This window comes from Citrobacter sp. Igbk 14, from assembly GCF_028069825.1.
Taxonomy (GTDB): Bacteria; Pseudomonadota; Gammaproteobacteria; order Enterobacterales; family Enterobacteriaceae; genus Citrobacter.
Genome location: NZ_JANEWM010000016.1, coordinates 1 through 25,261, shown reverse-complemented (window position 1 = coordinate 25,261; position 25,261 = coordinate 1). Strand labels below are relative to the sequence as shown.

Below are 25,261 nucleotides of genomic sequence, written 5' to 3'. Positions count from 1 at the left end.
CTGGCTTGTCTTTGATAAATTTACTGGATTAGAAGTTGTAACCTACAACCAGGTAACCACCCCAACCGGTAGAACGAACGTTTTCATTCATCCAGTTCAGATCCGCGTTATCGTTCCACTGACCACCGTTGTGCCAGTAACGGGCAACGACAGAATAATGCCAGTGGTCATAGTTTAGCGCCAGAATGTGGCTGGAGGCGATAGAGTTGTTAGTACGCTGTTTAATGCCATTCTCAGCGTAGGCGCTCTTATCACCCAGATCGGAACCCCAGTCAAAGTTGGTAAAACCGATGTAGCTCAGGTTACCGCCCCACAGTTCGGTAATCGGTACAAAGTACTTCACTTTGAAACGGTAGCCGTCCCAATCATTTTCGTTCTCAGCACCGTAGTTCTGCCACTGGTACTTAGCGTACACGTTCATGGACAGGCTCATCGGCAAGCCGGTGTCGATGTCGGTACCCAGACCCATGTACCAGGTACTCTGGCGGCCATCTTTGTTACGACCCATGTCGTAGATGTAGTTGTTCGCGAAATACCACTCTTTGAACGGACCGAAGCTCAGGTCGGTACCGGTCAGTTTGTCGATGGAGAAACGGGGTTCGATTTCCATGAACAGCGGAGAGCCGTGGTTCCAGATACCTTTCGCATCGGTGTTACCACCGAAGAATACCGGTGCATCCATGTAACCATAGAAGTCGAACCAATCTTTCTTGGCAAACGCTTCGTATTCCAGGTAGGTATCGTTACGGAGCTGCGGTCCGAAGCGAGTGTGGTAGCTACCCACAACGTTAACGCTCTGATGCCACCAGTCGGAAAGATATTGCGGTTTGTCATTTTCTGCCGCGCTTGCAACAGTAAATGACGAGGAGAGCGCCAGTACTGCACCGGCTGCAAGTAATGTTTTTTTCATATGTATGCCACTGTTTGAAATCCCTTTCGGGAGTGAAAAAGACGCAAATTGCGTTTCTAAATATTTCGTATTTCTTCGGAGCCTATTATAAAAATCATTGTTCACAAAAATATGTCTTGTTTCACAGTTCTATCATTTACGTAATCGATTGCGTTCACGTTTGCGTACTTTAGGCGGCGAATTGTACTGGCTCCGGTGAATGTTGCCAAGTTTTACCGGAAATATCGCTTATGTCAGAGGAGTAACAAAATGGGGCAGGTTGGTGTTGCGGAACGCACAAAAACGTTCCGCAAAAAGTTTATTGACTAACAGGCTGGATGTCGTGGATGCGAACAAAACCTAACTGGTCAGGAGACAGTCCGTTTAGCTGCAACGGAATATCCACGTCGCTGGGGGCAAGGATACTTGCCGGGGCGTTTATCAACTGATTCTGTACATTCACTTCCTGGTAGTTGTCTGTGGTGCCCTGAATCTGTCCGTACTCTACAGTACCGCTAAAGGCAGGGAGCGGGGTATTCGATTCCCCCTGAATACGCAGTGTCAGGCGCGTTCCTGCCGCATTTGGCGCAATATTCACCAGCGACATACGCAACGTGCCGATCTGACTATCCAGCCGGGCAGGTGTTTTGGAACCGGGTAGCAGGTAAGCTCCACTGGTCGATTTGGCATTCAACATATTTTGTTGCGTAATTTTTACCGTTTCCTGATTGAGCTGCGTCATCTCTTTATTCAACGTGCTAACGCTTTGATGCATCTGGCGTACTTCGCTTTGTTGTGCACAGGCGCTGAGGCTAAAGAGGCTTCCCACCAGGAGAATTCTTAGGTAACGTCTTGTCATTGTGATTACTTCCTTCATTGTCGCGATAGCATAATGGTAGTGTGCGCAGAGCACGAAGGCATCGATCCTTTGTCTCAAAAGCGCTCCGCCTTTGTTGTCACGCCAGTTCAGGGTAAAATAGATTTCTGCGAACCACTAAGGTACAGGACGCCGTATGCATTGCCCATTCTGTTTCGCCGTAGACACTAAGGTAATTGACTCTCGTCTTGTGGGCGAGGGCTCTTCGGTACGCCGCCGCCGACAGTGTCTGGTCTGTAACGAACGTTTCACCACCTTTGAGGTGGCTGAACTTGTTATGCCGCGCGTTGTAAAAAGCAACGATGTGCGTGAACCCTTTAATGAAGAGAAGCTGCGTAGCGGCATGCTCAGAGCGCTTGAAAAACGTCCGGTCAGCGCTGATGACGTCGAAATGGCGTTAAACCATATAAAATCACAGCTGCGTGCGACAGGCGAGCGTGAAGTGCCGAGTAAGATGATTGGCAATCTGGTGATGGAGCAGTTGAAAAAGCTCGATAAAGTCGCCTACATCCGCTTTGCCTCGGTTTACCGGAGCTTCGAAGATATCAAAGAATTTGGCGAAGAGATTGCTCGCCTACAGGACTAAGCCATGCAGGATGAATTGTACATGGCGCGAGCGCTGAAGCTTGCTGCGCGCGGACGTTTTACTACTCACCCCAATCCCAACGTGGGCTGTGTGATTGTTAAAGATGGGGAAATCGTCGGTGAGGGGTACCACCATCGCGCGGGCGAGCCTCATGCCGAAGTCCATGCTCTGCGTATGGCGGGAGAAAAAGCGCAGGGGGCAACGGCCTATGTGACGCTTGAACCCTGTAGCCATCATGGTCGCACGCCGCCGTGCTGCGATGCGCTGATCGCCGCCGGTGTGACGCGTGTGGTTGCCGCTATGCAGGATCCCAATCCACAGGTCGCTGGCCGCGGGCTTTATCGCTTGCAGCAGGCGGGCGTTGACGTCAGCCATGGCCTGATGATGAGCGAAGTTGAGCAGCTTAATAAGGGCTTTCTCAAACGGATGCGTACCGGATTCCCTTACGTACAGCTCAAGCTGGGTGCCTCGCTTGATGGGCGTACGGCGATGGCCAGTGGTGAAAGCCAGTGGATCACCTCGCCGCAGGCACGTCGCGATGTGCAACGCCTGCGCGCGCAAAGTCATGCCATTTTAACCAGCAGTGCCACGGTACTGGCGGATGACCCTCAGCTTACCGTCCGTTGGGAAGAACTGGGGGAGCCAACCCAGGCGAGTTATCCGCAGGAAAATGTGCGTCAGCCAATCCGAATTGTACTTGATAGCCAGAACCAGGTGACACCGGCGCATCGCATTGTGCAACAGCCCGGAGAAACCTGGATTGTCCGTACCCAGGACGATCCTCGCAGCTGGCCGGAAACGGTTCGTAGCCTGAAAGTGCCGGAACATAACGGGCATCTGGATCTGGTGGTGTTGATGATGCAGCTGGGCAAGCAGCAAATTAACAGCATTTGGGTTGAGGCCGGGCCAACACTTGCAGGCGCGTTATTACAGGCTGGCGTGGTGGATGAGCTAATCGTCTATGTTGCGCCTAAACTGTTAGGCAGCGATGCCCGGGGATTATGTGTGCTTCCAGGCCTTGAGAAACTGGCTGATGCCCCCCATTTCAAATTCAACGAAATACGCCATGTAGGTCCGGACCTTTGCCTGCATTTAGTGGGCGCATGATCTCCCGGTTCGAAAGGGAAGCAGCGCACAGATTATTATGATAAAATCCGCCCCCCTGCGGGGTCTAGTGAATCCGAAGGAAGAATATGAACATTATTGAAGCTAACGTTGCTACCCCGGACGCTCGCGTCGCCATCACCATTGCGCGTTTCAACAACTTTATCAATGACAGCCTGCTGGAAGGTGCGATCGACGCCCTGAAACGTATTGGTCAGGTTAAAGATGAAAATATTACCGTCGTTTGGGTTCCAGGCGCGTATGAGCTGCCGCTGGCGGCTGACGCACTGGCAAAAACCGGTAAATATGACGCGGTGATTGCGCTGGGTACGGTTATCCGTGGCGGTACCGCACACTTCGAATATGTGGCTGGCGGTGCAAGCAATGGCCTGGCGCATGTCGCTCAGGACAGCGGTATCCCGGTAGCCTTCGGTGTTCTGACCACCGAAAGTATTGAACAAGCCATCGAACGTGCTGGCACCAAAGCCGGCAACAAAGGCGCAGAAGCTGCACTGACTGCGCTTGAAATGATTAATGTATTGAAAGCCATTAAGGCCTGATTTTTGTAAGGGGAAATCCGTGAAACCTGCTGCTCGTCGCCGCGCCCGTGAGTGTGCCGTCCAGGCGCTCTACTCCTGGCAGTTGTCCCAGAACGACATCGCTGATGTTGAATACCAGTTCCTGGCGGAACAGGACGTAAAAGATGTCGACGTTCTGTATTTCCGTGAACTGCTGTCCGGGGTGGCGACTAACAGCGCGTACCTGGATGGACTGATGAAGCCTTACCTGTCTCGCCTGTTGGAAGAGCTGGGTCAGGTAGAAAAAGCCGTGCTGCGTATTGCGCTGTTTGAACTGTCTAAGCGTAGTGATGTGCCGTATAAAGTGGCCATTAACGAAGCGATTGAACTGGCGAAAACCTTCGGCGCTGAAGATAGCCACAAATTCGTCAACGGCGTACTGGATAAAGCAGCACCTGTGATTCGCCCCAACAAAAAGTGATCCCGAGGCCGGCTGGAGGGTGGAACCTGTTTCCATTTTCCCCGGCTTTTTCTTTTTTCCTGCTGAGGCATAACGTATGGCATGTGGCGAGTTTTCCCTGATTGCCCGTTATTTTGACCGCGTAAGAAGCTCTCGTCTTGATGTCGAAACCGGTATTGGCGACGATTGCGCACTTCTGAACATCCCTGAAAAACAAACGCTGGCGATCAGTACCGATACACTGGTGGCAGGCAACCACTTCCTCCCCGATATCGATCCCACAGACCTTGCCTGGAAAGCGCTGGCGGTGAACTTGAGCGATCTGGCGGCGATGGGGGCTGATCCTGCATGGCTGACGCTAGCAATTACATTGCCTGATGTCGATGAAGCCTGGCTTGAAGCTTTCAGTGATGGCCTGTTTGAGCTCCTGAATTACTATGATATGCAGTTGATTGGCGGTGACACCACACGTGGGCCACTGTCGATGACGCTGGGTATTCATGGCTACGTCCCGGTTGGACGGGCCTTAAAACGCTCCGGTGCGAAGCCGGGCGACTGGATTTACGTTACCGGTACGCCGGGTGACAGTGCAGCCGGGTTGGCAATTTTGCAGCAGCGGTTGCAGGTTGCCGATGCACAAGATGCTGACTATCTGCTCAAGCGCCACTTGCGTCCCACGCCGCGAATTTTACAAGGGCAAGCCCTGCGCGACCTGGCGAGTGCCGCAATCGATCTCTCGGATGGTCTGATTTCAGATCTGGGCCATATCGTTAATGCCAGTGGCTGCGGTGCACGGATTAACGTCGATGCTCTGCCATATTCCACTGCGTTTACCCAACACGTCGAGCCTGAACAGGCGTTGCGTTGGGCGCTCTCGGGCGGTGAAGATTATGAGTTATGCTTTACCGTACCGGAAATGAATCGTGGGGCGCTGGACGTCGCGCTGGGGCATCTCGGCACACCGTTTACCTGCATTGGGCAGATGAGTGCGGATGTGGAAGGCATTCATTTTACGCGTGATGGAAAACCCGTCACGTTCGACTGGAAAGGATATGACCATTTTGCCGCGCCTTAAAAAAGATGTCGCAAAAAGCCGTTTGAGCATGCGCAATCCGTGGCACCTGCTGGCTACCGGATTTGGCAGCGGATTGAGCCCGATTGTACCGGGCACCATGGGATCGCTGGCGGCGATCCCATTTTGGTATTTAATGACATTTCTGCCGTGGCAACTCTATTCACTGGTAGTCATGCTGTCGATCTGTATTGGCGTCTATCTGTGCCATCAAACGGCAAAAGATATGGGTGTGCACGATCACGGCAGCATTGTCTGGGACGAGTTTGTCGGAATGTGGATAACCCTGATGGCGCTGCCGACCAACGACTGGCAGTGGGTTGCCGCTGGATTTGTGATTTTCCGTATTCTGGATATGTGGAAACCCTGGCCGATTCGCTGGTTCGATCGTAACGTACATGGTGGCACGGGGATCATGATCGATGATATCGTGGCCGGGATACTGTCCGCCGGGATACTGTACTTTATTGGCCATCACTGGCCGGTAGGCATCATTTAACCCCTTTTTGAGGCCGTTGTAGGCCGGATAAGCATAGCGCATCCGGCACTGATTGCCCGATGGCGCGGCGCTTATCGGGCCTACGATCTACAATCTACAACCGCGCTTATTTAAATCCCACCACCGGATGCTGTTTGTACGGCATTTCCAGTTCGGCAATGTGCTCTGGTTTCAGCGTTAAATCTACCGCATTAAGTAATTCATCCAACTGTTCTTCACGCGATGTGCCGATAATCGGTGCGGCGACGCCAGGTTTGCTTAACAGCCATGCCAGAGCGACCTGCGCTCGTGTAGCGCCCAGTTCTTCACTGACGCCAGTCAATCGTGCAGCAATTTGCGCGTCGTTTTCATCACTTTCTTCGTACAGGTTTTTGCCGACTTCATCGGAAACCAGACGCGCGGTCGTTTCTCCCCACGGGCGCGTCAGGCGACCACGCGCCAGCGGGCTCCATGGGATCACCGCCACACCCTCCTGAGAGCAAAGCGGTAGCATTTCGCGTTCTTCTTCGCGGTAGATCAGGTTGTAGTGATCCTGCATGCTAACAAATTGCGCCCAGCCGTGTTGTTTCTGCAGGGCCAGTGCCTGAGCAAACTGCGAAGCGTGCATGGATGATGCGCCGATGTAGCGCGCTTTCCCGGCTTTCACGACGTCATTAAGCGCTTCCAGCGTTTCTTCAATGGGCGTGTTGTAGTCCCAACGGTGAATTTGCAGGATATCGACATAGTCCATACCAAGACGCTTCAGACTGTCATCAATAGAACGCAGAATTTGCGCACGAGATAATCCTTCCGGCAGGTCGTCAACACGGTGAAAAACTTTGGTGGCTACTACGACGTCATCCCGACGAGCGAAATCGCGCAGCGCACGGCCGACAATTTCCTCACTGCTGCCTGCGGAGTAACTGTTTGCGGTATCGAAAAAGTTAATACCCCCCTCAAGGGCATGTTTGATAATCGGGCGGCTACTTTCTTCTGGTAGCGTCCAGGCGTGATTGCCGCGATTGGGTTCGCCAAACGTCATGCAGCCCAAACAAAGGCGGGAGATCCGAAGGTCTGTTTTTCCTAAGGTGTTGTATTGCATAAATTCGCTCCTGCTTAGCGTGTTATTCATTAAGCATAGCAGGAGCGAGGGGGGGATTATGCCAGCCAGGCCTTGATTTTGGCCTCAATTCCGGCTGCATTCAGGCCCAGTTCGGCGCGAGCCTCGTCCTGAGTACCCTGGGGAATGAAGAAGTCAGGCAGGCCGATATTCAGTACCGGAACCGGCTTACGGTGCGCCATCAGCACTTCGTTTACACCGCTGCCTGCGCCGCCCATAATGGCGTTTTCTTCAATCGTCACCAGCGCGTCGTGCTGTGCTGCCATTTCCAGAATCAGTGCTTCATCCAGCGGTTTCACGAAGCGCATATCGACCAGCGTTGCGTTCAGCGATTCCGCGACCTGAGCCGCTTCCGGCATCAGCGTACCGAAGTTCAGAATCGCCAGTTTCTCACCGTGACGCTTGACGATACCTTTGCCGATAGGCAATTGTTCCAGCGGCGTCAGCTCAACACCTACGGCAGTACCGCGTGGATAACGCACGACCGTTGGGCCATTGTTGTAGTGATAGCCGGTAAACAACATTTGGCGACATTCGTTCTCATCGCTCGGGGTCATAATGACCATTTCCGGGATGCAGCGCAGGAAGGAAAGATCGAACGCCCCCTGGTGGGTTTGCCCATCGGCACCCACGATTCCTGCCCGGTCAACGGCGAACAGTACCGGCAGTTTCTGAATGGCAACATCGTGCAGCACCTGATCGTAGGCGCGTTGCAGGAACGTGGAATAGATAGCGACGATGGGTTTATAACCACCAATCGCCAGACCTGCAGCAAAAGTTACTGCATGCTGCTCGGCAATCGCCACGTCGAAGTAGCGATCCGGGAATTTACGGGAAAACTCCACCATACCGGAGCCTTCACGCATTGCCGGGGTAATCGCCATCAGCTTGTTGTCTTTTGCTGCAGTTTCACACAGCCAGTCACCGAAGATTTTTGAATAGCTCGGCAGACCGCCGCTGCTTTTCGGCAGACATCCGCTGGACGGATCGAATTTTGGCACCGCGTGGAAGGTGATCGGATCTTTTTCTGCTGGTTCGTAGCCACGACCTTTCTTGGTCATGATGTGCAGGAACTGCGGGCCTTTCAGATCCCGCATGTTTTTCAGCGTGGTGATAAGACCCAGCACGTCGTGACCGTCTACCGGGCCAATATAGTTAAAGCCCAGCTCTTCAAACAGCGTACCCGGCACAACCATACCTTTGATGTGTTCTTCGGTACGTTTGAGCAGCTCTTTAATCGGCGGAACGCCGGAGAACACTTTCTTCCCGCCTTCGCGCAACGACGAATAGAGTTTTCCAGAGAGCAGTTGCGCCAGGTGGTTATTCAGCGCACCGACGTTTTCCGAAATCGACATTTCATTGTCGTTGAGGATAACCAGCATGTCAGGCTTAATATCGCCCGCATGGTTCATCGCTTCAAACGCCATCCCGGCGGTGATGGCACCGTCGCCAATGACGCATACGGTGCGGCGCTCTTTGCCTTCTTTCTCGGCGGCAACTGCAATGCCGATGCCTGCGCTGATAGAGGTTGAGGAGTGGCCAACGCTCAGTACGTCATACTCACTCTCGCCGCGCCACGGGAACGGATGCAGGCCGCCTTTCTGGCGAATAGTGCCAATCTTATCGCGGCGGCCGGTAAGAATTTTGTGCGGATAAGCCTGATGTCCCACATCCCAGATTAACTGGTCGAACGGGGTGTTGTAGACATAGTGCAGCGCGACGGTGAGTTCCACCGTGCCCAGACCAGAGGCGAAGTGCCCGCTGGAACGGCTCACGCTGTCGAGCAAATAGCGGCGCAGTTCGTCGCAAAGCTTAGGCAGGCTCTCTTTTGGCAGCAGTCTTAACTCCTGGGTGGAGTCGACCAACGCCAGGGTCGGGTATTTGGCTATATCAAAACTCATCGCAAGCTCATTGGATATGTTGGTTTATTTATCACGCTGGATTATGTAGTCCGCTAGCGCTTCCAGTGCCGAGGTATCGAGAGATTGTGCGGCCAGCAAACTTAACGACTGGCGGGCATCCTCAATTAAATCCCGGGCTTTATTCCGGGCTTGCTCAAGACCCAGAAGTGCAGGATAGGTACTTTTGCCAAGCTGCTGGTCGGCACCCTGACGTTTACCCAATGTTGCAGTATCGCCTACCACATCCAGTATGTCATCCTGAACCTGGAAGGCCAGACCGATACTTTCGGCGTATTTGTCGAGTATCGGCAGAAGTTCTCTCCCTTTATCTCCAGCACTTAACGCACCCAAACGAACGGCGGCGCGAATCAATGCGCCGGTTTTATGGCGATGAATACGCTCCAGCGCCGCCAGTTCTACCTGCTGACCTTCTGCTGCCAGATCCAGCGCCTGACCGCCACACATACCGGCGATACCGCTGGCTTGAGCCAGTTCAGAGATCATGGCGATGCGGTCACGGTCGGTGACTTCTGGCATCGGGGCGTCGCTGATAATAGAGAACGCCAGCGTTTGCAGCGCATCACCGGCCAGAATCGCATTCGCTTCACCAAACTTGACGTGGCAGGTTGGCAGGCCGCGACGCAGATCATCGTCGTCCATCGCGGGTAAATCGTCGTGCATCAGTGAATAGGCATGGATGCACTCAACCGCGGCGGCGGGGGCGTCAAGCGTACTCAGGCTCACGCCAAACATCTGACCGGTAGCATAAACCAAAAATGGGCGCAGACGTTTGCCGCCTAATAATGCGCCATATTGCATGGTTTCGACCACGGGAGTGTTCTGAAAGGGCAGTGGCGCGATAAAACGGCTCAGTGCCTGGTTAGCCTGCTCAACGCAAGTCTGTAGCTGCTGCGTAAAATCCATTTACTCATTATCCGGTGTAAAAGGCGTGAGGGCGGCGTCTTCAGTTTCTGACAGCAGGATTTGCACGCGCTGTTCAGCCTGTTGCAATTTGACTTGTCCCTGACGTGCCAGCTGTACGCCACGTTCGAATTCGTTCAGTGCCTCTTCCAGCGGCAAATCGCCGCTTTCCAGACGGGTGACAATCTGTTCCAGCTCGCTCAGCGCAGTTTCAAAACTGGCGGGCGCTTCATTTTTCTTCGGCATAATGAATGTCTGACTCTCTGTATTGACAGCACAAGACTATGGTAACGGACTCGCACTGATAAGCAAATAACGCGCAATGTGCACAGTAGCCGCGCGATGGTGGTATACTTGCGCGCCTGGATGCAGTCGCGGGTATGGGCTGCTGTATTATTTTCCATCACAAGTCGTTCAGACTTGCCAAAGAACCATTGCCGCCATGAAGTTTATCATTAAATTGTTCCCAGAAATCACCATCAAAAGCCAATCTGTGCGTTTGCGCTTTATAAAAATTCTGACAGGGAACATCCGTAACGTTTTAAAGCACTACGATGAAGACCTTGCCGTTGTCCGTCACTGGGATCACGTTGAGGTTCGCGCCAAAGATGAAAGCCAGCGTCTGGATATTCGTGACGCGTTAACCCGAATCCCGGGTATTCACCATATTCTCGAAGTAGAAGACGTGCCGTTTACCGATATGCACGATATTTTCGAGAAAGCACTGGTGCAATACCGCGATCAACTGGAAGGAAAAACCTTCTGTGTGCGCGTCAAGCGCCGCGGCAAGCATGAGTTTAGCTCCATCGAGGTGGAACGTTATGTTGGCGGCGGACTGAATCAGCATATTGAATCTGCGCGCGTGAAGCTGACGAAGCCGGATGTGACGGTTAATCTTGAAATCGAAAACGACCGTCTGCTGCTGGTTAAAGGCCGCTATGAAGGTATCGGCGGTTTCCCGATTGGTACACAAGAAGACGTTCTGTCGCTGATCTCCGGTGGTTTTGACTCCGGTGTGTCCAGCTACATGCTGATGCGTCGCGGCTGCCGCGTACACTATTGCTTCTTCAACCTCGGCGGCGCAGCGCATGAAATCGGCGTTCGCCAGGTGGCGCATTATCTGTGGAACCGTTTTGGTAGCTCACATCGCGTACGCTTTGTTGCTATCAACTTTGAGCCGGTAGTCGGTGAGATCCTGGAAAAAGTCGACGACGGCCAGATGGGCGTGGTCCTTAAGCGCATGATGGTCCGTGCGGCGTCTAAAGTGGCTGAACGCTATGGCGTACAGGCGCTGGTGACCGGTGAAGCGCTGGGCCAGGTGTCCAGCCAGACGCTAACCAACCTGCGCTTGATCGATAACGTTTCGGATACGCTGATCCTGCGTCCGCTAATCTCTCATGACAAAGAGCACATCATTAATCTGGCGCGTGAAATCGGTACTGAAGACTTCGCCCGTACCATGCCGGAATACTGCGGTGTGATTTCAAAAAGCCCGACGGTGAAAGCGGTTAAAGCGAAGATTGAGGCCGAAGAAGAAAACTTCGATTTCTCGATCCTCGATAAAGTGGTTGAAGAAGCGAACAATATTGACATTCGCGACATCGCCCAGCAGACGCAGCAGACCGTGGTGGAAGTTGAAACCGTGAGCGGCTTCGGTCCGAACGATGTGATTCTGGATATTCGCTCCGTGGATGAACAGGATGACAAACCGCTGAAGGTGGAAGGTGTGGACGTGGTTTCTCTGCCGTTCTACAAGTTGAGCACTAAATTCGGCGATCTGGACCAGAATAAAACCTGGCTGCTGTGGTGTGAACGCGGGGTGATGAGCCGCCTGCAGGCGCTGTATCTGCGCGAGCAGGGCTTTGAAAACGTAAAAGTGTATCGCCCGTAATTGTGGTTTGCCCCGGCTTTATGCGCCGGGGCAACGCTAATCTTGCGGCTGAAGTGATGCAATGCTGTTGACCAATTGATTAGCAATCTGCGGAATAGCTTCGGCACTAAAAAAACCCATCGTTACAGCAATTGCAATGAGCTCACCTTTACTACTCTGAAGCGGACAAGCGATAGATTGCGCTCCAGGGATCCCCTGAGTTGGGTTGTAACGCACGGCATATCCCTGCGATATTATTTGTTTAATTAACTGTTTCTGCGCCGGGTTTTGCGCCTGATAACCAGAAAAACTCATAAAAATTTGCCCTGCTGCACTGGCATGAAGTGGAACCTGCGTATTGGGCAGAAAATCGATATCGACGTTTCGAAAACTGCGATTGTAATGTTTGAGTATTAATCCGTTATCAGAGACAACGACGACTCCAGTAGAGTGGTTAAAGGTATCGCGAAAAGCAACCAGCATAGCGTTGAGCTCGTTAATCGCATTGCGTGTACTCGTTGGCGTCCCAGCCAGCTGCAGTGCAGTTGCACCCAGGCTGTAAAGCCCCTTTTCGTTTTGACATAGCATGCCTGTTCGGCAAAGTGAAACCAGATATTTGTGTAACCTGCTTTTCGACAAACCACATCCAGTAGCGATATCGATTGCCCTCGCTTGACCATTTTGACTGGCAACAAATGTCAAAATGCTGACGGCTATATCAACCGAATTTACCCCTTGTGATGTTTCAGTCATATGCGTTCTCTTTTTAGATACCTAGCGATTATATCATCGAGTCAGAAACAGGACTGCTTTCGCAATTCAAAAAGATCACTACCTCTAAGTGATTAGATCATGATTCACCTCAAGTTAATCATTAGTGAACCTTGATTCACTAATGATTAACTTTATGGAGGGGAAACCATGGATGCTTTGAGCAATATACGTTTAAAAAGAAGAACCCTGTTAAAAGGGCTAGGTGTAGTGGGTTTAGCTACATTAGGGCCAACCTTTCTCGGATTACGCCAGGCCAACGGTGCGCCGTTGCCCCGGTTTCGTCTTCAGCAATCGGATTACATGACATTTCGTTCGACCTGCGCAATGGAATGTCTGCATTGCAATCTGACTGCTTATGTCTGGAAAGATCGCTTGATGAAAATTGAAGCAACGAAAGGTTTTAACGTGAAATGTTGCTTACGAGGAATTAGCCGAACGAAGTGGGTGTACCACCCTCTACGTTTGACGCAACCGCTGCTGCGTACGGGGGAGAAAGGTGAGGGGAAATTTAAGCCAATTTCCTGGGATGCCGCACTGGATCTCATTGAAAAGAAAATCAGAGACACAATCGCGAGTGATGGCAATAAAGGCTTATTGTTAACTGCCGCCTCAGGGAACATGGACTCTATCAAGAATGATATGGGGAAAGCATTTTTTGATTATCTTGGCGGATCGACAAAACATGCTGGTTCACTATGTTGTGCTGCCGTCACCGCCGCGATGATACCAATGGTGGGTTTACGCTATGCGGATACCCGAGACACGATACCAGCAAGCCGCTATATCCTCTGCTGGGGAAATAACCCTGCCGTCACGATGCATGCTTACTTCAAGGATTATTCACACGCGCAACGTAACGGGGCGCGCATGGTCGTTATCGATCCCCGTTTTAACGAAACCGCAGCTAAAGCGGATGAGTGGGTGCCTATTGTGCCGGGGACTGATATCGCACTGGCGCTGGGGATGATCAACATCATTATGCAGGAAAAACGCTATGACGCGGATTTTCTGCGAGCGCACACCGGTGCGGTTTATCTGGTGGATGGACAACAGAAGTTAATGCGAGCCGACCCGCAGGATACGGACAGTTATCTGGTGTTTGATACCCTGACACAAAGCGTGAAGCGACATGATGCGCCGGGCGTTATTCCTGCATTGCTGAATGATGAACTGCCCAACGAGAGTGATTTTACGACCGTACTGGATAACGTTTGGGCGCAGGCTAAGCCCTGGACAACACAGAAAGTCGAGCAGGAAACGGATGTGCCAGCGCAAACGGTGTTACGCTTGGCGCGAGACTATGCTTCCACGCAGCCTGCGATGATTGTTCAGAATATGTCTGGAGCGCAGAGAACCGAATTTGGTACTTACGTAGCTGCCAGCCAATTTTATCTGGCGCTGATAACCGGCAATATCGGTAAGCCTGGTGCTGGGGTCTGTGATGCGGGCGGGGTCAGGCAAATGGCGAAATTTTCGCCCATTATCCCCCCCGCGCCAAATGCTGCCAAAATTCCATCGATCCCCATTTCTAAAATTGGGGACTGGATCGTTAACGAAAAACCTCATCCAATAAAATTCTGGTGGAACATGACACTGGGGGCAATGACGCAGTTGCCGAATACAAATCAGGTCAGAGAAGCCTTTAAAAAAGTGCCATTTGTCGTGGTGGCAGACAATTTGATGAGTTCGTCTGCACTGTATGCCGATTTGGTGCTGCCCGTGACGACCATTTTTGAAGATGTCAGTTTAATGGCGGGGGTTCGCAGCCACTATGTACAACTGATGGAGAAAGCGGTGGAACCACCGGGAGAAGCTAAACCGGATTACTGGATTTTTGCACGCCTGGCCGAGCGTTTTGGATTTGGAGACGTCTTTAATCAGCCCATTGAACATTACATTGATACTTGCCTCAAAGGGTCGGGTATCACCCGCGAAATGTTAAAAAAAGGGCCGGTATGCCCCGTTAAAGAAGACTGGACCCCCTTTAAGGATGGGCAGTTTTGTACCTCAACCGGAAAGGCGCATTTTTATATTGAGGAGTGGGCCAAAAAAGACTTCCTGCCGGTAGTGACCTGGAAACAGGTGAAAGAGTCAGTGAAAGGTTCACCTGAGCTGGCAAGCCACTATCCGTTAATGGCGGTACAGCGCAAACTGGCACGTAGCGTACATTCGAGCCACGGTATGAATGAATGGATCCTCGAGGTTCAGCGTAATCGTCCAAACGTTATGATTCACCCAGAAGATGCCCATAATCGTCAGATCCAGGCTGGAGAGTGGGTTGTTGTGTTTAATCATCGTGGAGAGCATAGAGCAATTGCCGATGTCACAACGCATATAAAACGGGGAGTTGTGAGCCTGGATAACGGCTGGTGGGAGCAACAGGGGGGAAGTAGCAGCCACGTCACCAACGATCAGGTCGAGTTGTTGGGCAATGGACACTGTTGTAACAGTACGTTAGTTGACGTGAGAAGGGAGGCTTAATCATGACGAAACAGTATGGATTTCTTATTGATATGCAAAACTGCTATGGCTGTAAAACCTGCAGCATGGCCTGCAAATCAGAAAATATGACGCCGCTTGGTGTGTTGTGGCGGCGGGTGCGTGAACGCAATACGGATGAACCTAATACTCAAGCTTTTATCAGCATGTCGTGTAACCATTGCGATGACCCTCAGTGCATGAAAGTGTGCCCTGCCGGGACTTATACCAAACGAGCTGACGGGATTGTTTTACAGGACCACGAACGTTGTATCGGTTGCCGGATGTGTATTATGGCCTGCCCCTGGAGTGCACCGGTTTACGATGCGGAAGAGGGGAAAACCAGTAAATGTAATTTGTGTGCGGAACGCCTGGATGAAGGTTTGCAACCACGCTGTGTCGAATCGTGTCCCGCGGGGGTTTTACGATTTGGCGAGATAGAAGATCTTCGCAAAGAGCATACCACCCAATGGACGGTACTAGAGAAGCGCTACAACTTACCCGATCACAATATCAGTAAGCCCAATATTGTGATTATTGCGCCACGGGACTGAGGAGAGAGAAATGGAACACTATGAATTGCCATTAGTCTTTTTTACGGTCTTTGCTCAATGGGGGATTGGTGGTGTCCTGGCACTAACGTTGTGTCAGAATTTTGGTACGCTGAAATTCAATGCTGAACAATATCGTCGGCTGGCGCTGTTATTTTGGGTCATCACTGTGCTGGGTTCTTTGGCATCCCTTGTACACTTGGGAACACCTACTGGCGCATACCGCTCAATAGCTGGGTTGGGAATATCCTGGTTGAGCCGGGAAGTGGTGGCATTTATCGTATTGAATGCCGTGATATTTTGTTGGCTAGCGCTATGCTGGCTCAAGCCTGAGCACCCTGGAGTGAATCTTCTGGGTGGCGTAACGGCGCTTGTTGGTCTTGTGTCAATTTTTGTGACGTCTCAGGTCTATTACCAAATGGCACTACACCCGCTTTGGCATACTCTGGCCACGCCGCTTGGCTTTCTGGCAACGGCGGTGTTGCTGGGTTTTATGAGTGTGGCGGTAGCAGGTGGCTATTGGCATAAATCCTCTTCACCGGTGTGTAATGCAGGGATCATAATTGGAATCGTGTTGACGGCGAGCGGGTTGTGGTTTCGCTATCATGTGCCTGGCGCTGATGCGTCAAGTCCTCTGCTATGGTGGCAGCTATTTTCCAGCATCTGTGTTGCTGTGTGGGGAATATCGCGTCTGAACTATAGCCAGCAGAGTTGGGTATGGGTCGTATTAATGGCGACGGGTGAACTGGCGGGAAGAATGTTGTTTTATAGCAACGTTATGAGCGGAGCACCTTGGTTTTAAATCTTTTACCGGATGGTTTCAACCATCCGGTAAGCATGTTTATTCGTAGTAGTTATAAATTCCCGCGGCCATCACCAGTTGTGATGCCACTTCGTAAGCTTTTTCGCGACTCACCAGCAGATCAATGATTTTCAAACCGAAATCGATGGAAGTTCCCGGTCCCTGGCTGGTTAACAGGTTGACACGTGGATCCCATACCACTCGCTTGTCCTGCCATTGTTCAGATGGGATTTTGTCTTTCAGCGCCGGGAAACCAGTCATATTACCGATGGGGAAAATATCGTGTGGGACGAGCACGGTGGCGGCAGCGGCGCAAATTGCCGCGACAATACGTCCGGAACGATGGAATTGCTTCACCGTTTCGATAAGCAACGGGCTGTCACGAAAACATTCAGCGCCTTTAATGCCACCCGGCAACACGATAATGTCGAAATCGCCGTCCGCAACTTCGACCAGGGGCGCATCAGCCAGTAACTTCACGCCACGCGAACAGACAATCGTCAGGTTGCCATCGCTGGCGACGCTTGCGGTCGTGACCTTAATGCCGCCACGAACCAGCAGATCGATAGTGGTGACCGCTTCGGTCTCTTCACTACCAGGGGCGAGACATACCAGTGCTTGAGCGCTCATACTCACTTTCCTTTCTCTTAACCATTTCAAACAGGTGGGCATTTTCCGGGACGGCGATGCCGTGCGCACGTGCGCGTTTTAACAAATAACCGGTAATGTAGTCGATCTCCGTATGACGCAAGGCACGAATGTCCTGCAGCATCGATGAGATATTTTCTGCCGTGCTGTCAATTACTTGCTCGACATAATAACGTAAATCATCCGCTGATGTGTGATGACCTTCGCGCTCAATGACCGCCGCCACTTCCTCGCATATCAATGCTATTTTTTCTGGATGCTGACGCAGTTCGCCGTTGGGACAGTTCCAGAGTGCGGTGAGTGGGTTAATGACACAGTTCACAGCCAGCTTACGCCACAGCTCAGCGCGAATAGTGTTGTGCCAGGCGACATCGGGCAGGACATCTTGCAGGATTTCAGCCAGATAGCTGAAATCGCCATCTTGTTCACGTGCCGGGCCAATACGCGTTGTACCCTGAGCAACATGAATAATGACGTTCCCATCACGGCGTGCCGCATGAGTGGTCGTACCCATCAACAGGGGTTGCCGAATGCTATGCAGTTCTTCAATTGTCCCCATACCGTTGTGAATTAACAGAATGGGCGTGGTTTCAGGCAGAATAGCGGCCAGGCTTTTGACTGCGTCAGAAACCTGCCAGGCTTTTAGTGTCACCAGAAGCAGATCGCTTTTCGCCAAAAAATCGGGGTCGTTTGCCGTCAGGGATTCATTAAAAACGGATCCATCCGTGTCAATCAGGTTCACGCTGCAATAAGGTTGTGGCACGCGTAGCCACCCTTGCACCTCATGTCCATGTTTGCACAGCGCTGTAAGCCACAGCTGTCCTAACGCTCCGCATCCCAGTACGGTAATTTTCATTCTTCCTCCTCACCTGCAACAGCACCAGGTGTTAATCCATATCCGCTACATCCCATTATTGTTCGCAGCTATCAGTACCACGTACAATTAAAGGATACAGCCTAGTATAGCGCTGTCTGTTGAGTAACTTTGCAGGTATTATGCTTCGCATCAAAAATGAAGGGAGAGGAAAAGATGCCATCTTTCGATATTGTTTCTGAAGTTGATCTTCAGGAAGCCCGTAACGCGGTCGATAATGCCAGCCGCGAAGTGGAGTCACGCTTCGATTTTCGTGGCGTTGAGGCCACCTTTGAGCTGAACGAGTCAAATAAGACGATTAAGGTGCTGAGCGAGTCTGATTTCCAGGTTAATCAGTTGCTGGATATTTTGCGTGCCAAACTGCTGAAACGTGGTATTGAAGGCACGTCGCTGGATGTACCAGAAACTTTCGTGCACAGCGGTAAAACCTGGTTTGTCGAAGCTAAGCTGAAGCAAGGCATTGAAAGCGCAGTGCAGAAGAAAATCGTCAAGCTGATCAAAGACAGCAAACTGAAGGTGCAGGCGCAGATTCAGGGCGAAGAAATTCGTGTGACCGGTAAGGCGCGTGACGATCTGCAATCCGTTATGGCGCTGGTTCGCGGTGGCGATCTCGGCCAGCCGTTCCAGTTCAAGAACTTCCGCGATTAAGTCGTTATGTCAGATGGCGTGAGCCGCCATCTGACAAATCTCATCTTCAAGCCTGGCTAATCGTCTGTTCAACTTCGAATCGATTCGTCACTTTACTGTCGATCTTCACGTAGGCCGAATGCTCTTTTGCCACCAGTAATACTTCACTGACGCCTTCTTTTGCCAGTAGGCGCTGCTTTAACGCCTCATCGGCGGCAATCTCCGGTGGAATTTCCACACGCAGGCTGCTGACATACGGCGGCTCTTTCATTGTACTTGCCACAACTAACCAAACTGCCGCCAGAAGCGCACCGGCCAGGAATACGGCCTGACCATCAAACATTTCGACCACCCAACCGCCGAGCGAACCGCCAATCGCCACGCCAAGAAACTGGCTGGTGGAGTAAACGCCCATCGCCGTGCCTTTATAGCCTGCCGGAGACTCTTTACTGATAAGTGAGGGGAGGAGGGCTTCCATCAGGTTGAAGGCGAGGAAGAATATCTGTACGCCGGCAATCAGCCCCCAGAAATGAATGTTTGCGCTCCACAATACAATCTCTGCAATAAGTATCAGTAACACGCAGGCGAGGAACACGCGTTTCATCTTGCGCTTCACTTCGGCGTAAATGATGAACGGCACTACGGAAACAAAGGACAGCAGCATCGTCACCAGATAAATTTTCCAGTGCTCTGCGGCGGGGAAGCCCGCTTTCGCCAGTTGGCTTGGTAAGGCGACGAATGTGGACATCAGCAAAATATGCAGGCACATGATGCCAAAATTGAGCTTCAGCAGTTTGGGCTCCGCCAGCACTTTGCTGAAGCTGCCTTTTACCATGCCCGACTCGCGGTTCAGCACGTGGGTAGTGCTATTGGGAACGACCCAAATGGTTAGCACAATACCCGTGGTAGCAAGAGCTGCGATCATCCAGAACAGCGCGTGTAGTCCCAGCGCATGGGTAACGATTGGTCCTAGCACCATCGCAATGGCGAAGGTGATACCAAAGCTGACGCCGATAAACGCCATCGCTTTGGTACGGTTTTGCTCACGGGTTAAGTCGGAAAGCAGCGCCATTACGGCAGCAGCAATTGCGCCAGAACCTTGTAGGGCACGACCAAGAATAATGCCCCAGATTGAATCGGAGAGGGCGGCAATTATGCTGCCGAGAACGAATACCGCCAGCCCGCCAACAATAAGCGGCTTACGACCAATGCGGTCAGAGAGCAGACCAAAGGGGATTTGGAAAACGGCTTGCGCCAGACCATATATGCCGATGGCAAGGCCAATTAGCGCTTCGCTGGCACCCTGTAGCGCCATACCGTACGTGGTCAGAACCGGCAGGACCATAAACATGCCAAGCATGCGCAACGAGAATACGGTCCCTAAACCCCAGGTGGCGCGCAACTCACCGGGCGTCATTTTGTAATCGTTCATTCCCACCTCTGTATTAATTTCGCGCCTAGTGTAAAGCGCTAAGCTGGCTGGGTAAATATGCGCTTTATTAACAAATGTTGGGGTTATGAGGGGCGTTGGCTGGAGACGGAAATGCCGGATGACGATACTCACGTATCTTATCCGGCCTACAAGCAATGTGCTTTTTTGTAGGCCGGATAAGGCGTCAGCCGCCATCCGGCATAGAAGAGGTGACGATTAACTTACCAGACGTAAGTCAGCAGGTTCTGCGAGTTTGGCACCATAAAATCGACGGACATCATCACGGAAAGCGCGGTAATGGCGATGATGGAGAAACCGAACAGCTTGCGCGCCCAGACTCTGTCATCTTCCACTTTATAACCGCGCAGCGCCATGCCCAACCACCAGACGCTCACCGCCGCAGCAACAATCAGGTATTTATAACCGGCATAGCCGCCCAGGGTTAGCATCAGCGTGGCAATAGCAAACGCCACGATGTAAAGCGTGATATGGTTTTTCGCGACCGAAATACCTTTCACCACCGGCAGCACCGGGATGTTGGCAGCCTGATAATCCTTGAAGCGGAAAATCGCAATCGCGTAAGAGTGCGGCATCTGCCACAGGCTGAAAATAGCCAGCAGAATCAACGCACCGCTATCGAATACACCGGTTACGGCGCAGTAGCCAATCACCGGCGGCGCAGCGCCGGAGAGTGAGCCAATCAGCGTACCGTAAACGGAATGACGCTTCATATACAGGCTATAAACGCCTACATAAACCACGAAGCCCATTACCCCCAGCCAGCAGGCCAGAGGGTTCGCGCCAAACCACAGCAGCATAAAGCCAGCAATACCCAGCAAGGTGGCGTATACCAGCGAGACCGCAGGGGATATCAGACCTTTAACCAGCACGCGGTTTTTGGTCCTCTCCATCTTCCTGTCGATATCCCTGTCGATGTAGTTGTTAAATACACAACCCGACGCCACAACCAGTGACACCCCAACCAACGTGTAGATAAACAGGGGATAATCAATGCTGCCCTTCGAGGCCAGCAGGAACCCCCCAATCACCGAGATCAGGTTGCCAAAGATGATGCCTGGTTTCGTTACTTGCAGGTATTGCTTAAACATCATAATCGCCGCTCTTAGTGCATCATCATGTTGTAGTTAAGGTTCCACATAATCCAGATGGAGCCCACAACCAGGATGGCGATGATTAGCACAGTAAAGACAAAGGCCGTCATGTTCCAACCTTCATCAGATTTGCTATTCATGTGCAGGAAGCACACCAGGTGCACCAGAATCTGTACCACTGCCATTGCCAGAATAGTTCCCAGAATGACGGCCGGAGAAGCAGAACCTGTCATGACCATCCAGAACGGAATGACCGTCAGGATGATCGACAGGATAAAACCTGTCATGTAGGTTTTTACGCTGCCATGGGATGCGCCGCCGCTCTCGTTAGAATGACTCATTACATCGCCCCCATCAGATAAACAACAGTGAACACACAGATCCACACCACGTCCAGGAAGTGCCAGAACAGGCTCAGGCACATGATACGGGTACGGTTAGTGCTGGTCAGGCCGCGACGAGCAACTTGCACCATCAGCACCGCCATCCAGATAAGACCGGAGGTGACGTGCAGACCGTGCGTGCCGACCAGCGCGAAGAACGCAGACAGGAAGCCGCTGCGATCCGGGCCCATACCGTTAACAATCAGGTGATGGAATTCATAGAGTTCCATCCCGATGAAGCCGGCACCGAACAAGAAGGTCAACGCCAGCCAGGAGATAACCTGGCTCTTGTTGTTCTTGTACATGGCGATAGCTGCCATGCCGTAAGTAATGGAGCTGAATAACAGCAGGAATGTTTCAACCAGAACGAACGGCAGTTCAAAAATGTCCTTACCTGTTGGGCCACCTGCGGTGCCGTTCACCAGAACGGCGTAGGTTGCAAACAGAATAGAGAACAGAATGCAGTCGCTCATCAGGTAGACCCAAAATCCGAAGATTTTGGTCTGGCCTGCATCGTGGTGCCCGTGTTCGTGCGCGTGGGCATTCGCGTGCGTTAAAGTATCAGTTGCCATTTTTCAGCCCTGCCTTTGTAATCTCATCGAAATGCTGGTTTTCCAGTTTTTCGACTTCCGGTACCGGCACGTAGTAATCCACGTCTTCATCAAAGCTTTTCACGATCCAGCTGATGATCATGCCTGCGAAGCTTGCAATCGCCAGCCACCAGATATGCCAGATCATGGCGAAACCAAACAGTGTTGCGAAGGCCGTAATGACGATACCTGCACCGCTGTTTTTCGGCATATGAATCTCTTCATAATGCGCAGGCTGCTTGTACGCTTCACCTTTCTCTTTCATTTCCCAGAAGGCATCACGCTCGTGGACGTGTGGCACAACGGCAAAGTTATAGAACGGAGGCGGGGAAGAGGTTGCCCACTCCAGCGTACGACCACCCCATGGGTCACCGGTCAGGTCACGGTTCTGCTCGCGGTCACGAATAGACACGTAGATCTGAATCAGCTGGCACAGGATACCCAGTGCAATCAGCGCGGCGCCGCAAGCGGCAACGACCAACATTGGGTGGAACTGAGGGTCAATCTGCTGGCTGAGGCGACGGGTCATACCCATAAAGCCCAGCACGTACAGCGGCATAAATGCCACGAAGAAGCCGATGATCCAGAACCAGAATGCGCGTTTACCCCATGTTTCGTTCAGCGTGAAGCCAAACGCTTTTGGCCACCAGTAGGTCATACCTGCGAAGCAGCCAAATACCACGCCGCCGATGATAACGTTATGGAAGTGCGCAATCAGGAACAGACTGTTGTGCAGCACGAAGTCTGCACCCGGAACCGCCAGCAGCACGCCGGTCATACCGCCGACTGAGAAGGTGACGATAAAGCCAATCGTCCACAGCATTGCTGAGTGGAATACGATGCGGCCCTGATACATGGTGAACAGCCAGTTGAAGATCTTCACCCCGGTTGGGATGGCGATAATCATGGTGGTAATACCGAAGAAGGCGTTTACGTTAGCGCCTGCACCCATGGTGAAGAAGTGGTGCAGCCAAACAACGAACGACAGAACGGTGATACACACGGTTGCCCACACCAGTGAGGTGTAACCAAACAGGCGTTTACGCGAGAAGGTTGCAGCGATTTCGGAGAACACACCGAAGACCGGCAGAACCAGAATGTACACTTCCGGATGGCCCCAGGCCCAAATCAGGTTGATGTACATCATCATGTTGCCGCCCATATCGTTGGTAAAGAAATGGGTGCCCAGATAGCGATCCAGGGTCAGCAACGCGACGGTAACCGTCAGGATTGGGAAAGAAGCGATAATCAGGATGTTCGCACACAGAGATGCCCAGCTAAACACCGGCATCTTGAACATGGTCATTCCTGGTGCACGCATCTTAATGATGGTCACAAAGAAGTTGATACCGGTCAGGGTTGTACCAATACCGGACAATTGGACTGCCCATATCCAATAGTCGACCCCGACGCTTGGACTGTACTCTATTCCCGAAAGTGGCGGATACGCCAGCCAACCGGTCTGTGCGAATTCACCTACGCCCAGAGACAGGTTAACCAGGATTACGCCGACAACGGTGAACCAGAAGCTCAGGTTGTTCAGGAACGGGAATGCAACGTCACGAGCGCCGATCTGCAGAGGAACCACCAGGTTCATCAGACCGATAACAAATGGCATTGCCACGAAGAAGATCATAATCACGCCGTGAGCCGTGAAGATCTGGTCGTAGTGGTGAGGAGGCAGGAAGCCTGCTTCACCTGCAGAAGCCAGCGCTTGCTGACTACGCATCATGATGGCGTCGGCAAAGCCACGAATCAACATGACGATTGCGACGATGACATACATGATGCCAAGGCGTTTGTGGTCAACCGAAGTCAGCCACTCTTTCCACAGGTAGGTCCACTTACCGAAGTAAGTGATAAGGCCCAGTAAGGCCGCACCACCGATGATAATGGCAGCAATCGTAACCATGACAATGGGTTCATGGAACGGCACTGCATCCAGCGTCAATTTTCCGAACATCGTATTCTTCCTCGGCCCCTTAGTGAGCGGATTCCGCGTGGCTCATGTCCATGCCTTCCATTCCTTCATGTGCGTTGTGCTCACCTTCGGGTTGGGTCATGTCCATGCTCTTACCGTGAGCCATAAATTTGTTAATAACGTCTTTAAACAAATCCGGTTTCACGTTGGAGAAATATTCCACCTGGTTGTATTCGCTTGGCGCAGCCACTTTCTCGAACGCAGCCATGTCGCTCATGGTGTTCGTGGACTGTTTAGCTTTAGCAACCCATTGGTCGAATTCGGCGCGGTCCTTTGTTGCGATAGCCTTGAACTTCATACCGGAGAAGCCTGGTCCGCTATAGCTTGCGGAGATACCATCATAAGTACCGACTTCGTTGGCGATCAGATGCAGTCGAGTCTGCATGCCGGCCATGGCATAAATCTGGCTACCCAGACGCGGGATAAAGAAGGAGTTCATCACGGAGTTGGATGTCACTTTGAATTCAACCGGAGTATTCGCCGGGAAGGCGATTTCATTCACGGTAGCGATACCTTGTTCCGGATAGATGAAGAACCATTTCCAGTCCATGGAAACCACTTCGATGGTAATGGGCTTCTCGTCATGCGCCAGCGGTTTGCTTGGCTCAAGAGCGTGAGTGGTTTTCCAGGTCAGAACGGCAAGGAAAATGATGATTAAGATAGGCACCGTCCAGACCACAGCTTCCACTTTATTGGAGTGTGACCAGTTCGGGCTGTACTTCGCATCTTTATTGCTTGCACGGTACTTCCAGGCAAAACCAACAGCCATCAAGATGGCAGGAATAACGACAATCAACATCAGGCCAAATGCCGTCAGTATCAATGACCGTTGTTCCAGTCCAATCTGTCCTTTAGGGTCAAGCAGCGCAGAATTACAGCCACTGAGTAATGCAGTGCCTGCAATTAATGACAACCATCCCAAACTTTTATTGTATTTCCTGAGTCTCATTTAACGACCTCAATTCCACGGGACCGGGTGGCGTTTAAAGTGTGAGGGCATTTTACGGGAAGGTTACATTACTGTAAACATCATTGGATCTGTGTTACCGGGTTCTGCCGTGCGTGTCACATATGTTGCAATATATGTCGCCTCAGCTTTAAGAACCTGTTGCAACATCACGTTATAACGAAAGCGGGCGAGCTGGGGAGGTGTTGAGGACAATTGGTATAACCAATACGAAAATAAAACAATTGTTTAACAATTGATTATCAA

The 25,261-nt window shown here is 51.8% G+C and carries 26 protein-coding genes; 11 read left to right on the top strand and 15 right to left on the bottom strand.

The features are described 5' to 3' along the window. Nucleotides 1-28: 28 nt before the first annotated feature. Together NNN64_RS08465 and NNN64_RS08460 are read right to left on the bottom strand one after the other, a co-directional pair. Complete coding sequence (locus tag NNN64_RS08465) at nucleotides 29-910, bottom strand: nucleoside-specific channel-forming protein Tsx (RefSeq protein WP_271441092.1); 882 nt, start codon at nucleotides 908-910, stop codon at nucleotides 29-31. Nucleotides 911-1,208: 298 nt separating this feature from the next. Further along, nucleotides 1,209-1,748 (bottom strand): DUF3251 domain-containing protein, encoded by a 540-nt coding sequence (locus NNN64_RS08460; RefSeq protein ID WP_137384643.1) that lies wholly within the window; start codon nucleotides 1,746-1,748, stop codon nucleotides 1,209-1,211. 154 nt (nucleotides 1,749-1,902) lie between these two features. Here NNN64_RS08460 and nrdR point away from each other — a divergent pair, with 154 nt between their 5' ends. The 6 genes from nrdR (at nucleotide 1,903) to pgpA (ending at nucleotide 6,005) form a co-directional block, all read left to right on the top strand. After that, the gene (gene nrdR, locus NNN64_RS08455) at nucleotides 1,903-2,352 is read left to right on the top strand and encodes a transcriptional regulator NrdR (protein WP_003021571.1); all 450 of its coding nucleotides are present in this window, start codon (nucleotides 1,903-1,905) and stop codon (nucleotides 2,350-2,352) included. Nucleotides 2,353-2,355: 3 nt separating this feature from the next. Continuing rightward, the gene (gene ribD / locus NNN64_RS08450) at nucleotides 2,356-3,459 is read left to right on the top strand and encodes a bifunctional diaminohydroxyphosphoribosylaminopyrimidine deaminase/5-amino-6-(5-phosphoribosylamino)uracil reductase RibD (RefSeq protein ID WP_271441091.1); all 1,104 of its coding nucleotides are present in this window, start codon (nucleotides 2,356-2,358) and stop codon (nucleotides 3,457-3,459) included. A gap of 86 nt (nucleotides 3,460-3,545) precedes the next feature. After that, the gene (gene ribH / locus NNN64_RS08445) at nucleotides 3,546-4,016 is read left to right on the top strand and encodes a 6,7-dimethyl-8-ribityllumazine synthase (RefSeq protein ID WP_003021575.1); all 471 of its coding nucleotides are present in this window, start codon (nucleotides 3,546-3,548) and stop codon (nucleotides 4,014-4,016) included. A 19-nt stretch (nucleotides 4,017-4,035) separates the two neighbouring features. Continuing rightward, the gene (nusB, locus tag NNN64_RS08440; protein WP_000801129.1) at nucleotides 4,036-4,455 is read left to right on the top strand and encodes a transcription antitermination factor NusB; all 420 of its coding nucleotides are present in this window, start codon (nucleotides 4,036-4,038) and stop codon (nucleotides 4,453-4,455) included. A gap of 76 nt (nucleotides 4,456-4,531) precedes the next feature. Next, nucleotides 4,532-5,509, top strand: coding sequence for a thiamine-phosphate kinase (thiL, locus tag NNN64_RS08435; protein ID WP_271441090.1), 978 nt, complete (start codon nucleotides 4,532-4,534; stop codon nucleotides 5,507-5,509). Continuing rightward, a complete protein-coding gene (gene pgpA / locus NNN64_RS08430; RefSeq protein WP_003021578.1) occupies nucleotides 5,487-6,005 on the top strand; it encodes a phosphatidylglycerophosphatase A in 519 nt (172 codons plus the stop codon). Before thiL ends, pgpA begins: the two co-directional genes overlap by 23 nt. Nucleotides 6,006-6,111: 106 nt before the next feature. Here pgpA and yajO read toward each other — a convergent pair whose 3' ends face one another. From yajO to xseB, 4 genes are read right to left on the bottom strand one after another with little or no spacing between them, the layout of a single operon-like run. Continuing rightward, entirely contained in the window at nucleotides 6,112-7,086 is a 975-nt protein-coding gene (yajO, locus tag NNN64_RS08425) for a 1-deoxyxylulose-5-phosphate synthase YajO (protein WP_271441089.1), read from the bottom strand. Nucleotides 7,087-7,142: 56 nt separating this feature from the next. Next, nucleotides 7,143-9,005 (bottom strand): 1-deoxy-D-xylulose-5-phosphate synthase, encoded by a 1,863-nt coding sequence (gene dxs / locus NNN64_RS08420; protein ID WP_271441088.1) that lies wholly within the window; start codon nucleotides 9,003-9,005, stop codon nucleotides 7,143-7,145. Between the two features lie 24 nt (nucleotides 9,006-9,029). Further along, a complete protein-coding gene (ispA, locus tag NNN64_RS08415) occupies nucleotides 9,030-9,929 on the bottom strand; it encodes a (2E,6E)-farnesyl diphosphate synthase (protein ID WP_271441087.1) in 900 nt (299 codons plus the stop codon). Further along, a complete protein-coding gene (gene xseB, locus NNN64_RS08410; protein ID WP_096759458.1) occupies nucleotides 9,930-10,172 on the bottom strand; it encodes an exodeoxyribonuclease VII small subunit in 243 nt (80 codons plus the stop codon). Between the two features lie 196 nt (nucleotides 10,173-10,368). On the opposite strand from xseB, the gene thiI reads away from it, so the two are divergent. Continuing rightward, entirely contained in the window at nucleotides 10,369-11,817 is a 1,449-nt protein-coding gene (thiI, locus tag NNN64_RS08405) for a tRNA uracil 4-sulfurtransferase ThiI (protein ID WP_137384637.1), read from the top strand. 36 nt (nucleotides 11,818-11,853) lie between these two features. Here thiI and NNN64_RS08400 read toward each other — a convergent pair whose 3' ends face one another. Further along, nucleotides 11,854-12,549, bottom strand: a complete 696-nt coding sequence (locus tag NNN64_RS08400) for an IclR family transcriptional regulator (RefSeq protein WP_271441086.1) — start codon at nucleotides 12,547-12,549, stop codon at nucleotides 11,854-11,856. 168 nt (nucleotides 12,550-12,717) lie between these two features. On the opposite strand from NNN64_RS08400, the gene NNN64_RS08395 reads away from it, so the two are divergent. From NNN64_RS08395 to NNN64_RS08385, 3 genes are read left to right on the top strand one after another with little or no spacing between them, the layout of a single operon-like run. Next, nucleotides 12,718-15,051, top strand: a complete 2,334-nt coding sequence (locus tag NNN64_RS08395; RefSeq protein ID WP_271441085.1) for a molybdopterin-containing oxidoreductase family protein — start codon at nucleotides 12,718-12,720, stop codon at nucleotides 15,049-15,051. A gap of 2 nt (nucleotides 15,052-15,053) precedes the next feature. Then, complete coding sequence (locus NNN64_RS08390; protein WP_194211145.1) at nucleotides 15,054-15,602, top strand: 4Fe-4S dicluster domain-containing protein; 549 nt, start codon at nucleotides 15,054-15,056, stop codon at nucleotides 15,600-15,602. Nucleotides 15,603-15,612: 10 nt separating this feature from the next. Beyond that, a complete protein-coding gene (locus NNN64_RS08385) occupies nucleotides 15,613-16,401 on the top strand; it encodes a dimethyl sulfoxide reductase anchor subunit family protein (protein ID WP_271441084.1) in 789 nt (262 codons plus the stop codon). Between the two features lie 39 nt (nucleotides 16,402-16,440). On the opposite strand, the gene yajL is transcribed toward NNN64_RS08385, so the two are convergent. After that, complete coding sequence (gene yajL, locus NNN64_RS08380) at nucleotides 16,441-17,031, bottom strand: protein deglycase YajL (protein ID WP_271441083.1); 591 nt, start codon at nucleotides 17,029-17,031, stop codon at nucleotides 16,441-16,443. Then, a complete protein-coding gene (gene panE, locus NNN64_RS08375) occupies nucleotides 16,994-17,905 on the bottom strand; it encodes a 2-dehydropantoate 2-reductase (RefSeq protein ID WP_271441082.1) in 912 nt (303 codons plus the stop codon). Before panE ends, yajL begins: the two co-directional genes overlap by 38 nt. Nucleotides 17,906-18,079: 174 nt before the next feature. On the opposite strand from panE, the gene NNN64_RS08370 reads away from it, so the two are divergent. Then, the gene (locus NNN64_RS08370; RefSeq protein WP_003831002.1) at nucleotides 18,080-18,571 is read left to right on the top strand and encodes a YajQ family cyclic di-GMP-binding protein; all 492 of its coding nucleotides are present in this window, start codon (nucleotides 18,080-18,082) and stop codon (nucleotides 18,569-18,571) included. Nucleotides 18,572-18,617: 46 nt separating this feature from the next. Here NNN64_RS08370 and NNN64_RS08365 read toward each other — a convergent pair whose 3' ends face one another. The 6 genes from NNN64_RS08365 to cyoA all read right to left on the bottom strand — a co-directional run bounded on the left by NNN64_RS08365 (nucleotide 18,618) and on the right by cyoA (nucleotide 24,997). Next, nucleotides 18,618-19,982, bottom strand: a complete 1,365-nt coding sequence (locus tag NNN64_RS08365) for an MFS transporter (protein ID WP_271441081.1) — start codon at nucleotides 19,980-19,982, stop codon at nucleotides 18,618-18,620. 221 nt (nucleotides 19,983-20,203) lie between these two features. Then, entirely contained in the window at nucleotides 20,204-21,094 is an 891-nt protein-coding gene (cyoE, locus tag NNN64_RS08360) for a heme o synthase (RefSeq protein WP_100194043.1), read from the bottom strand. A gap of 11 nt (nucleotides 21,095-21,105) precedes the next feature. Beyond that, nucleotides 21,106-21,435: a cytochrome o ubiquinol oxidase subunit IV gene (locus NNN64_RS08355; protein WP_003831006.1), complete on the bottom strand. Its 330-nt coding sequence runs from the start codon at nucleotides 21,433-21,435 to the stop codon at nucleotides 21,106-21,108. Next, nucleotides 21,435-22,049 carry a cytochrome o ubiquinol oxidase subunit III gene (locus tag NNN64_RS08350; protein ID WP_271441080.1) on the bottom strand — a complete coding sequence of 205 codons (615 nt, stop codon included), beginning with the start codon at nucleotides 22,047-22,049 and terminating at the stop codon, nucleotides 21,435-21,437. Before NNN64_RS08350 ends, NNN64_RS08355 begins: the two co-directional genes overlap by 1 nt. Next, nucleotides 22,039-24,030: a cytochrome o ubiquinol oxidase subunit I gene (gene cyoB, locus NNN64_RS08345; RefSeq protein ID WP_003021610.1), complete on the bottom strand. Its 1,992-nt coding sequence runs from the start codon at nucleotides 24,028-24,030 to the stop codon at nucleotides 22,039-22,041. Before cyoB ends, NNN64_RS08350 begins: the two co-directional genes overlap by 11 nt. A gap of 19 nt (nucleotides 24,031-24,049) precedes the next feature. After that, nucleotides 24,050-24,997, bottom strand: coding sequence for a cytochrome o ubiquinol oxidase subunit II (gene cyoA, locus NNN64_RS08340; protein ID WP_271441079.1), 948 nt, complete (start codon nucleotides 24,995-24,997; stop codon nucleotides 24,050-24,052). Nucleotides 24,998-25,261 lie beyond the last annotated feature (264 nt).

Excerpts from the sequence above, each read along its gene's own strand:
- NNN64_RS08465 (WP_271441092.1), bottom strand. The coding sequence starts at position 910 with ATGAAAAAAACATTACTTGCAGCCGGTGCAGTACTGGCGCTCTCCTCG.
- NNN64_RS08460 (WP_137384643.1), bottom strand. The coding sequence starts at position 1,748 with ATGACAAGACGTTACCTAAGAATTCTCCTGGTGGGAAGCCTCTTTAGC.
- nrdR (WP_003021571.1), top strand. The coding sequence starts at position 1,903 with ATGCATTGCCCATTCTGTTTCGCCGTAGACACTAAGGTAATTGACTCT.
- ribD (WP_271441091.1), top strand. The coding sequence starts at position 2,356 with ATGCAGGATGAATTGTACATGGCGCGAGCGCTGAAGCTTGCTGCGCGC.
- ribH (WP_003021575.1), top strand. The coding sequence starts at position 3,546 with ATGAACATTATTGAAGCTAACGTTGCTACCCCGGACGCTCGCGTCGCC.
- thiL (WP_271441090.1), top strand. The coding sequence starts at position 4,532 with ATGGCATGTGGCGAGTTTTCCCTGATTGCCCGTTATTTTGACCGCGTA.
- pgpA (WP_003021578.1), top strand. The coding sequence starts at position 5,487 with ATGACCATTTTGCCGCGCCTTAAAAAAGATGTCGCAAAAAGCCGTTTG.
- yajO (WP_271441089.1), bottom strand. The coding sequence starts at position 7,086 with ATGCAATACAACACCTTAGGAAAAACAGACCTTCGGATCTCCCGCCTT.
- dxs (WP_271441088.1), bottom strand. The coding sequence starts at position 9,005 with ATGAGTTTTGATATAGCCAAATACCCGACCCTGGCGTTGGTCGACTCC.
- ispA (WP_271441087.1), bottom strand. The coding sequence starts at position 9,929 with ATGGATTTTACGCAGCAGCTACAGACTTGCGTTGAGCAGGCTAACCAG.
- xseB (WP_096759458.1), bottom strand. The coding sequence starts at position 10,172 with ATGCCGAAGAAAAATGAAGCGCCCGCCAGTTTTGAAACTGCGCTGAGC.
- thiI (WP_137384637.1), top strand. The coding sequence starts at position 10,369 with ATGAAGTTTATCATTAAATTGTTCCCAGAAATCACCATCAAAAGCCAA.
- NNN64_RS08400 (WP_271441086.1), bottom strand. The coding sequence starts at position 12,549 with ATGACTGAAACATCACAAGGGGTAAATTCGGTTGATATAGCCGTCAGC.
- NNN64_RS08395 (WP_271441085.1), top strand. The coding sequence starts at position 12,718 with ATGGATGCTTTGAGCAATATACGTTTAAAAAGAAGAACCCTGTTAAAA.
- NNN64_RS08390 (WP_194211145.1), top strand. The coding sequence starts at position 15,054 with ATGACGAAACAGTATGGATTTCTTATTGATATGCAAAACTGCTATGGC.
- NNN64_RS08385 (WP_271441084.1), top strand. The coding sequence starts at position 15,613 with ATGGAACACTATGAATTGCCATTAGTCTTTTTTACGGTCTTTGCTCAA.
- yajL (WP_271441083.1), bottom strand. The coding sequence starts at position 17,031 with ATGAGCGCTCAAGCACTGGTATGTCTCGCCCCTGGTAGTGAAGAGACC.
- panE (WP_271441082.1), bottom strand. The coding sequence starts at position 17,905 with ATGAAAATTACCGTACTGGGATGCGGAGCGTTAGGACAGCTGTGGCTT.
- NNN64_RS08370 (WP_003831002.1), top strand. The coding sequence starts at position 18,080 with ATGCCATCTTTCGATATTGTTTCTGAAGTTGATCTTCAGGAAGCCCGT.
- NNN64_RS08365 (WP_271441081.1), bottom strand. The coding sequence starts at position 19,982 with ATGAACGATTACAAAATGACGCCCGGTGAGTTGCGCGCCACCTGGGGT.
- cyoE (WP_100194043.1), bottom strand. The coding sequence starts at position 21,094 with ATGATGTTTAAGCAATACCTGCAAGTAACGAAACCAGGCATCATCTTT.
- NNN64_RS08355 (WP_003831006.1), bottom strand. The coding sequence starts at position 21,435 with ATGAGTCATTCTAACGAGAGCGGCGGCGCATCCCATGGCAGCGTAAAA.
- NNN64_RS08350 (WP_271441080.1), bottom strand. The coding sequence starts at position 22,049 with ATGGCAACTGATACTTTAACGCACGCGAATGCCCACGCGCACGAACAC.
- cyoB (WP_003021610.1), bottom strand. The coding sequence starts at position 24,030 with ATGTTCGGAAAATTGACGCTGGATGCAGTGCCGTTCCATGAACCCATT.
- cyoA (WP_271441079.1), bottom strand. The coding sequence starts at position 24,997 with ATGAGACTCAGGAAATACAATAAAAGTTTGGGATGGTTGTCATTAATT.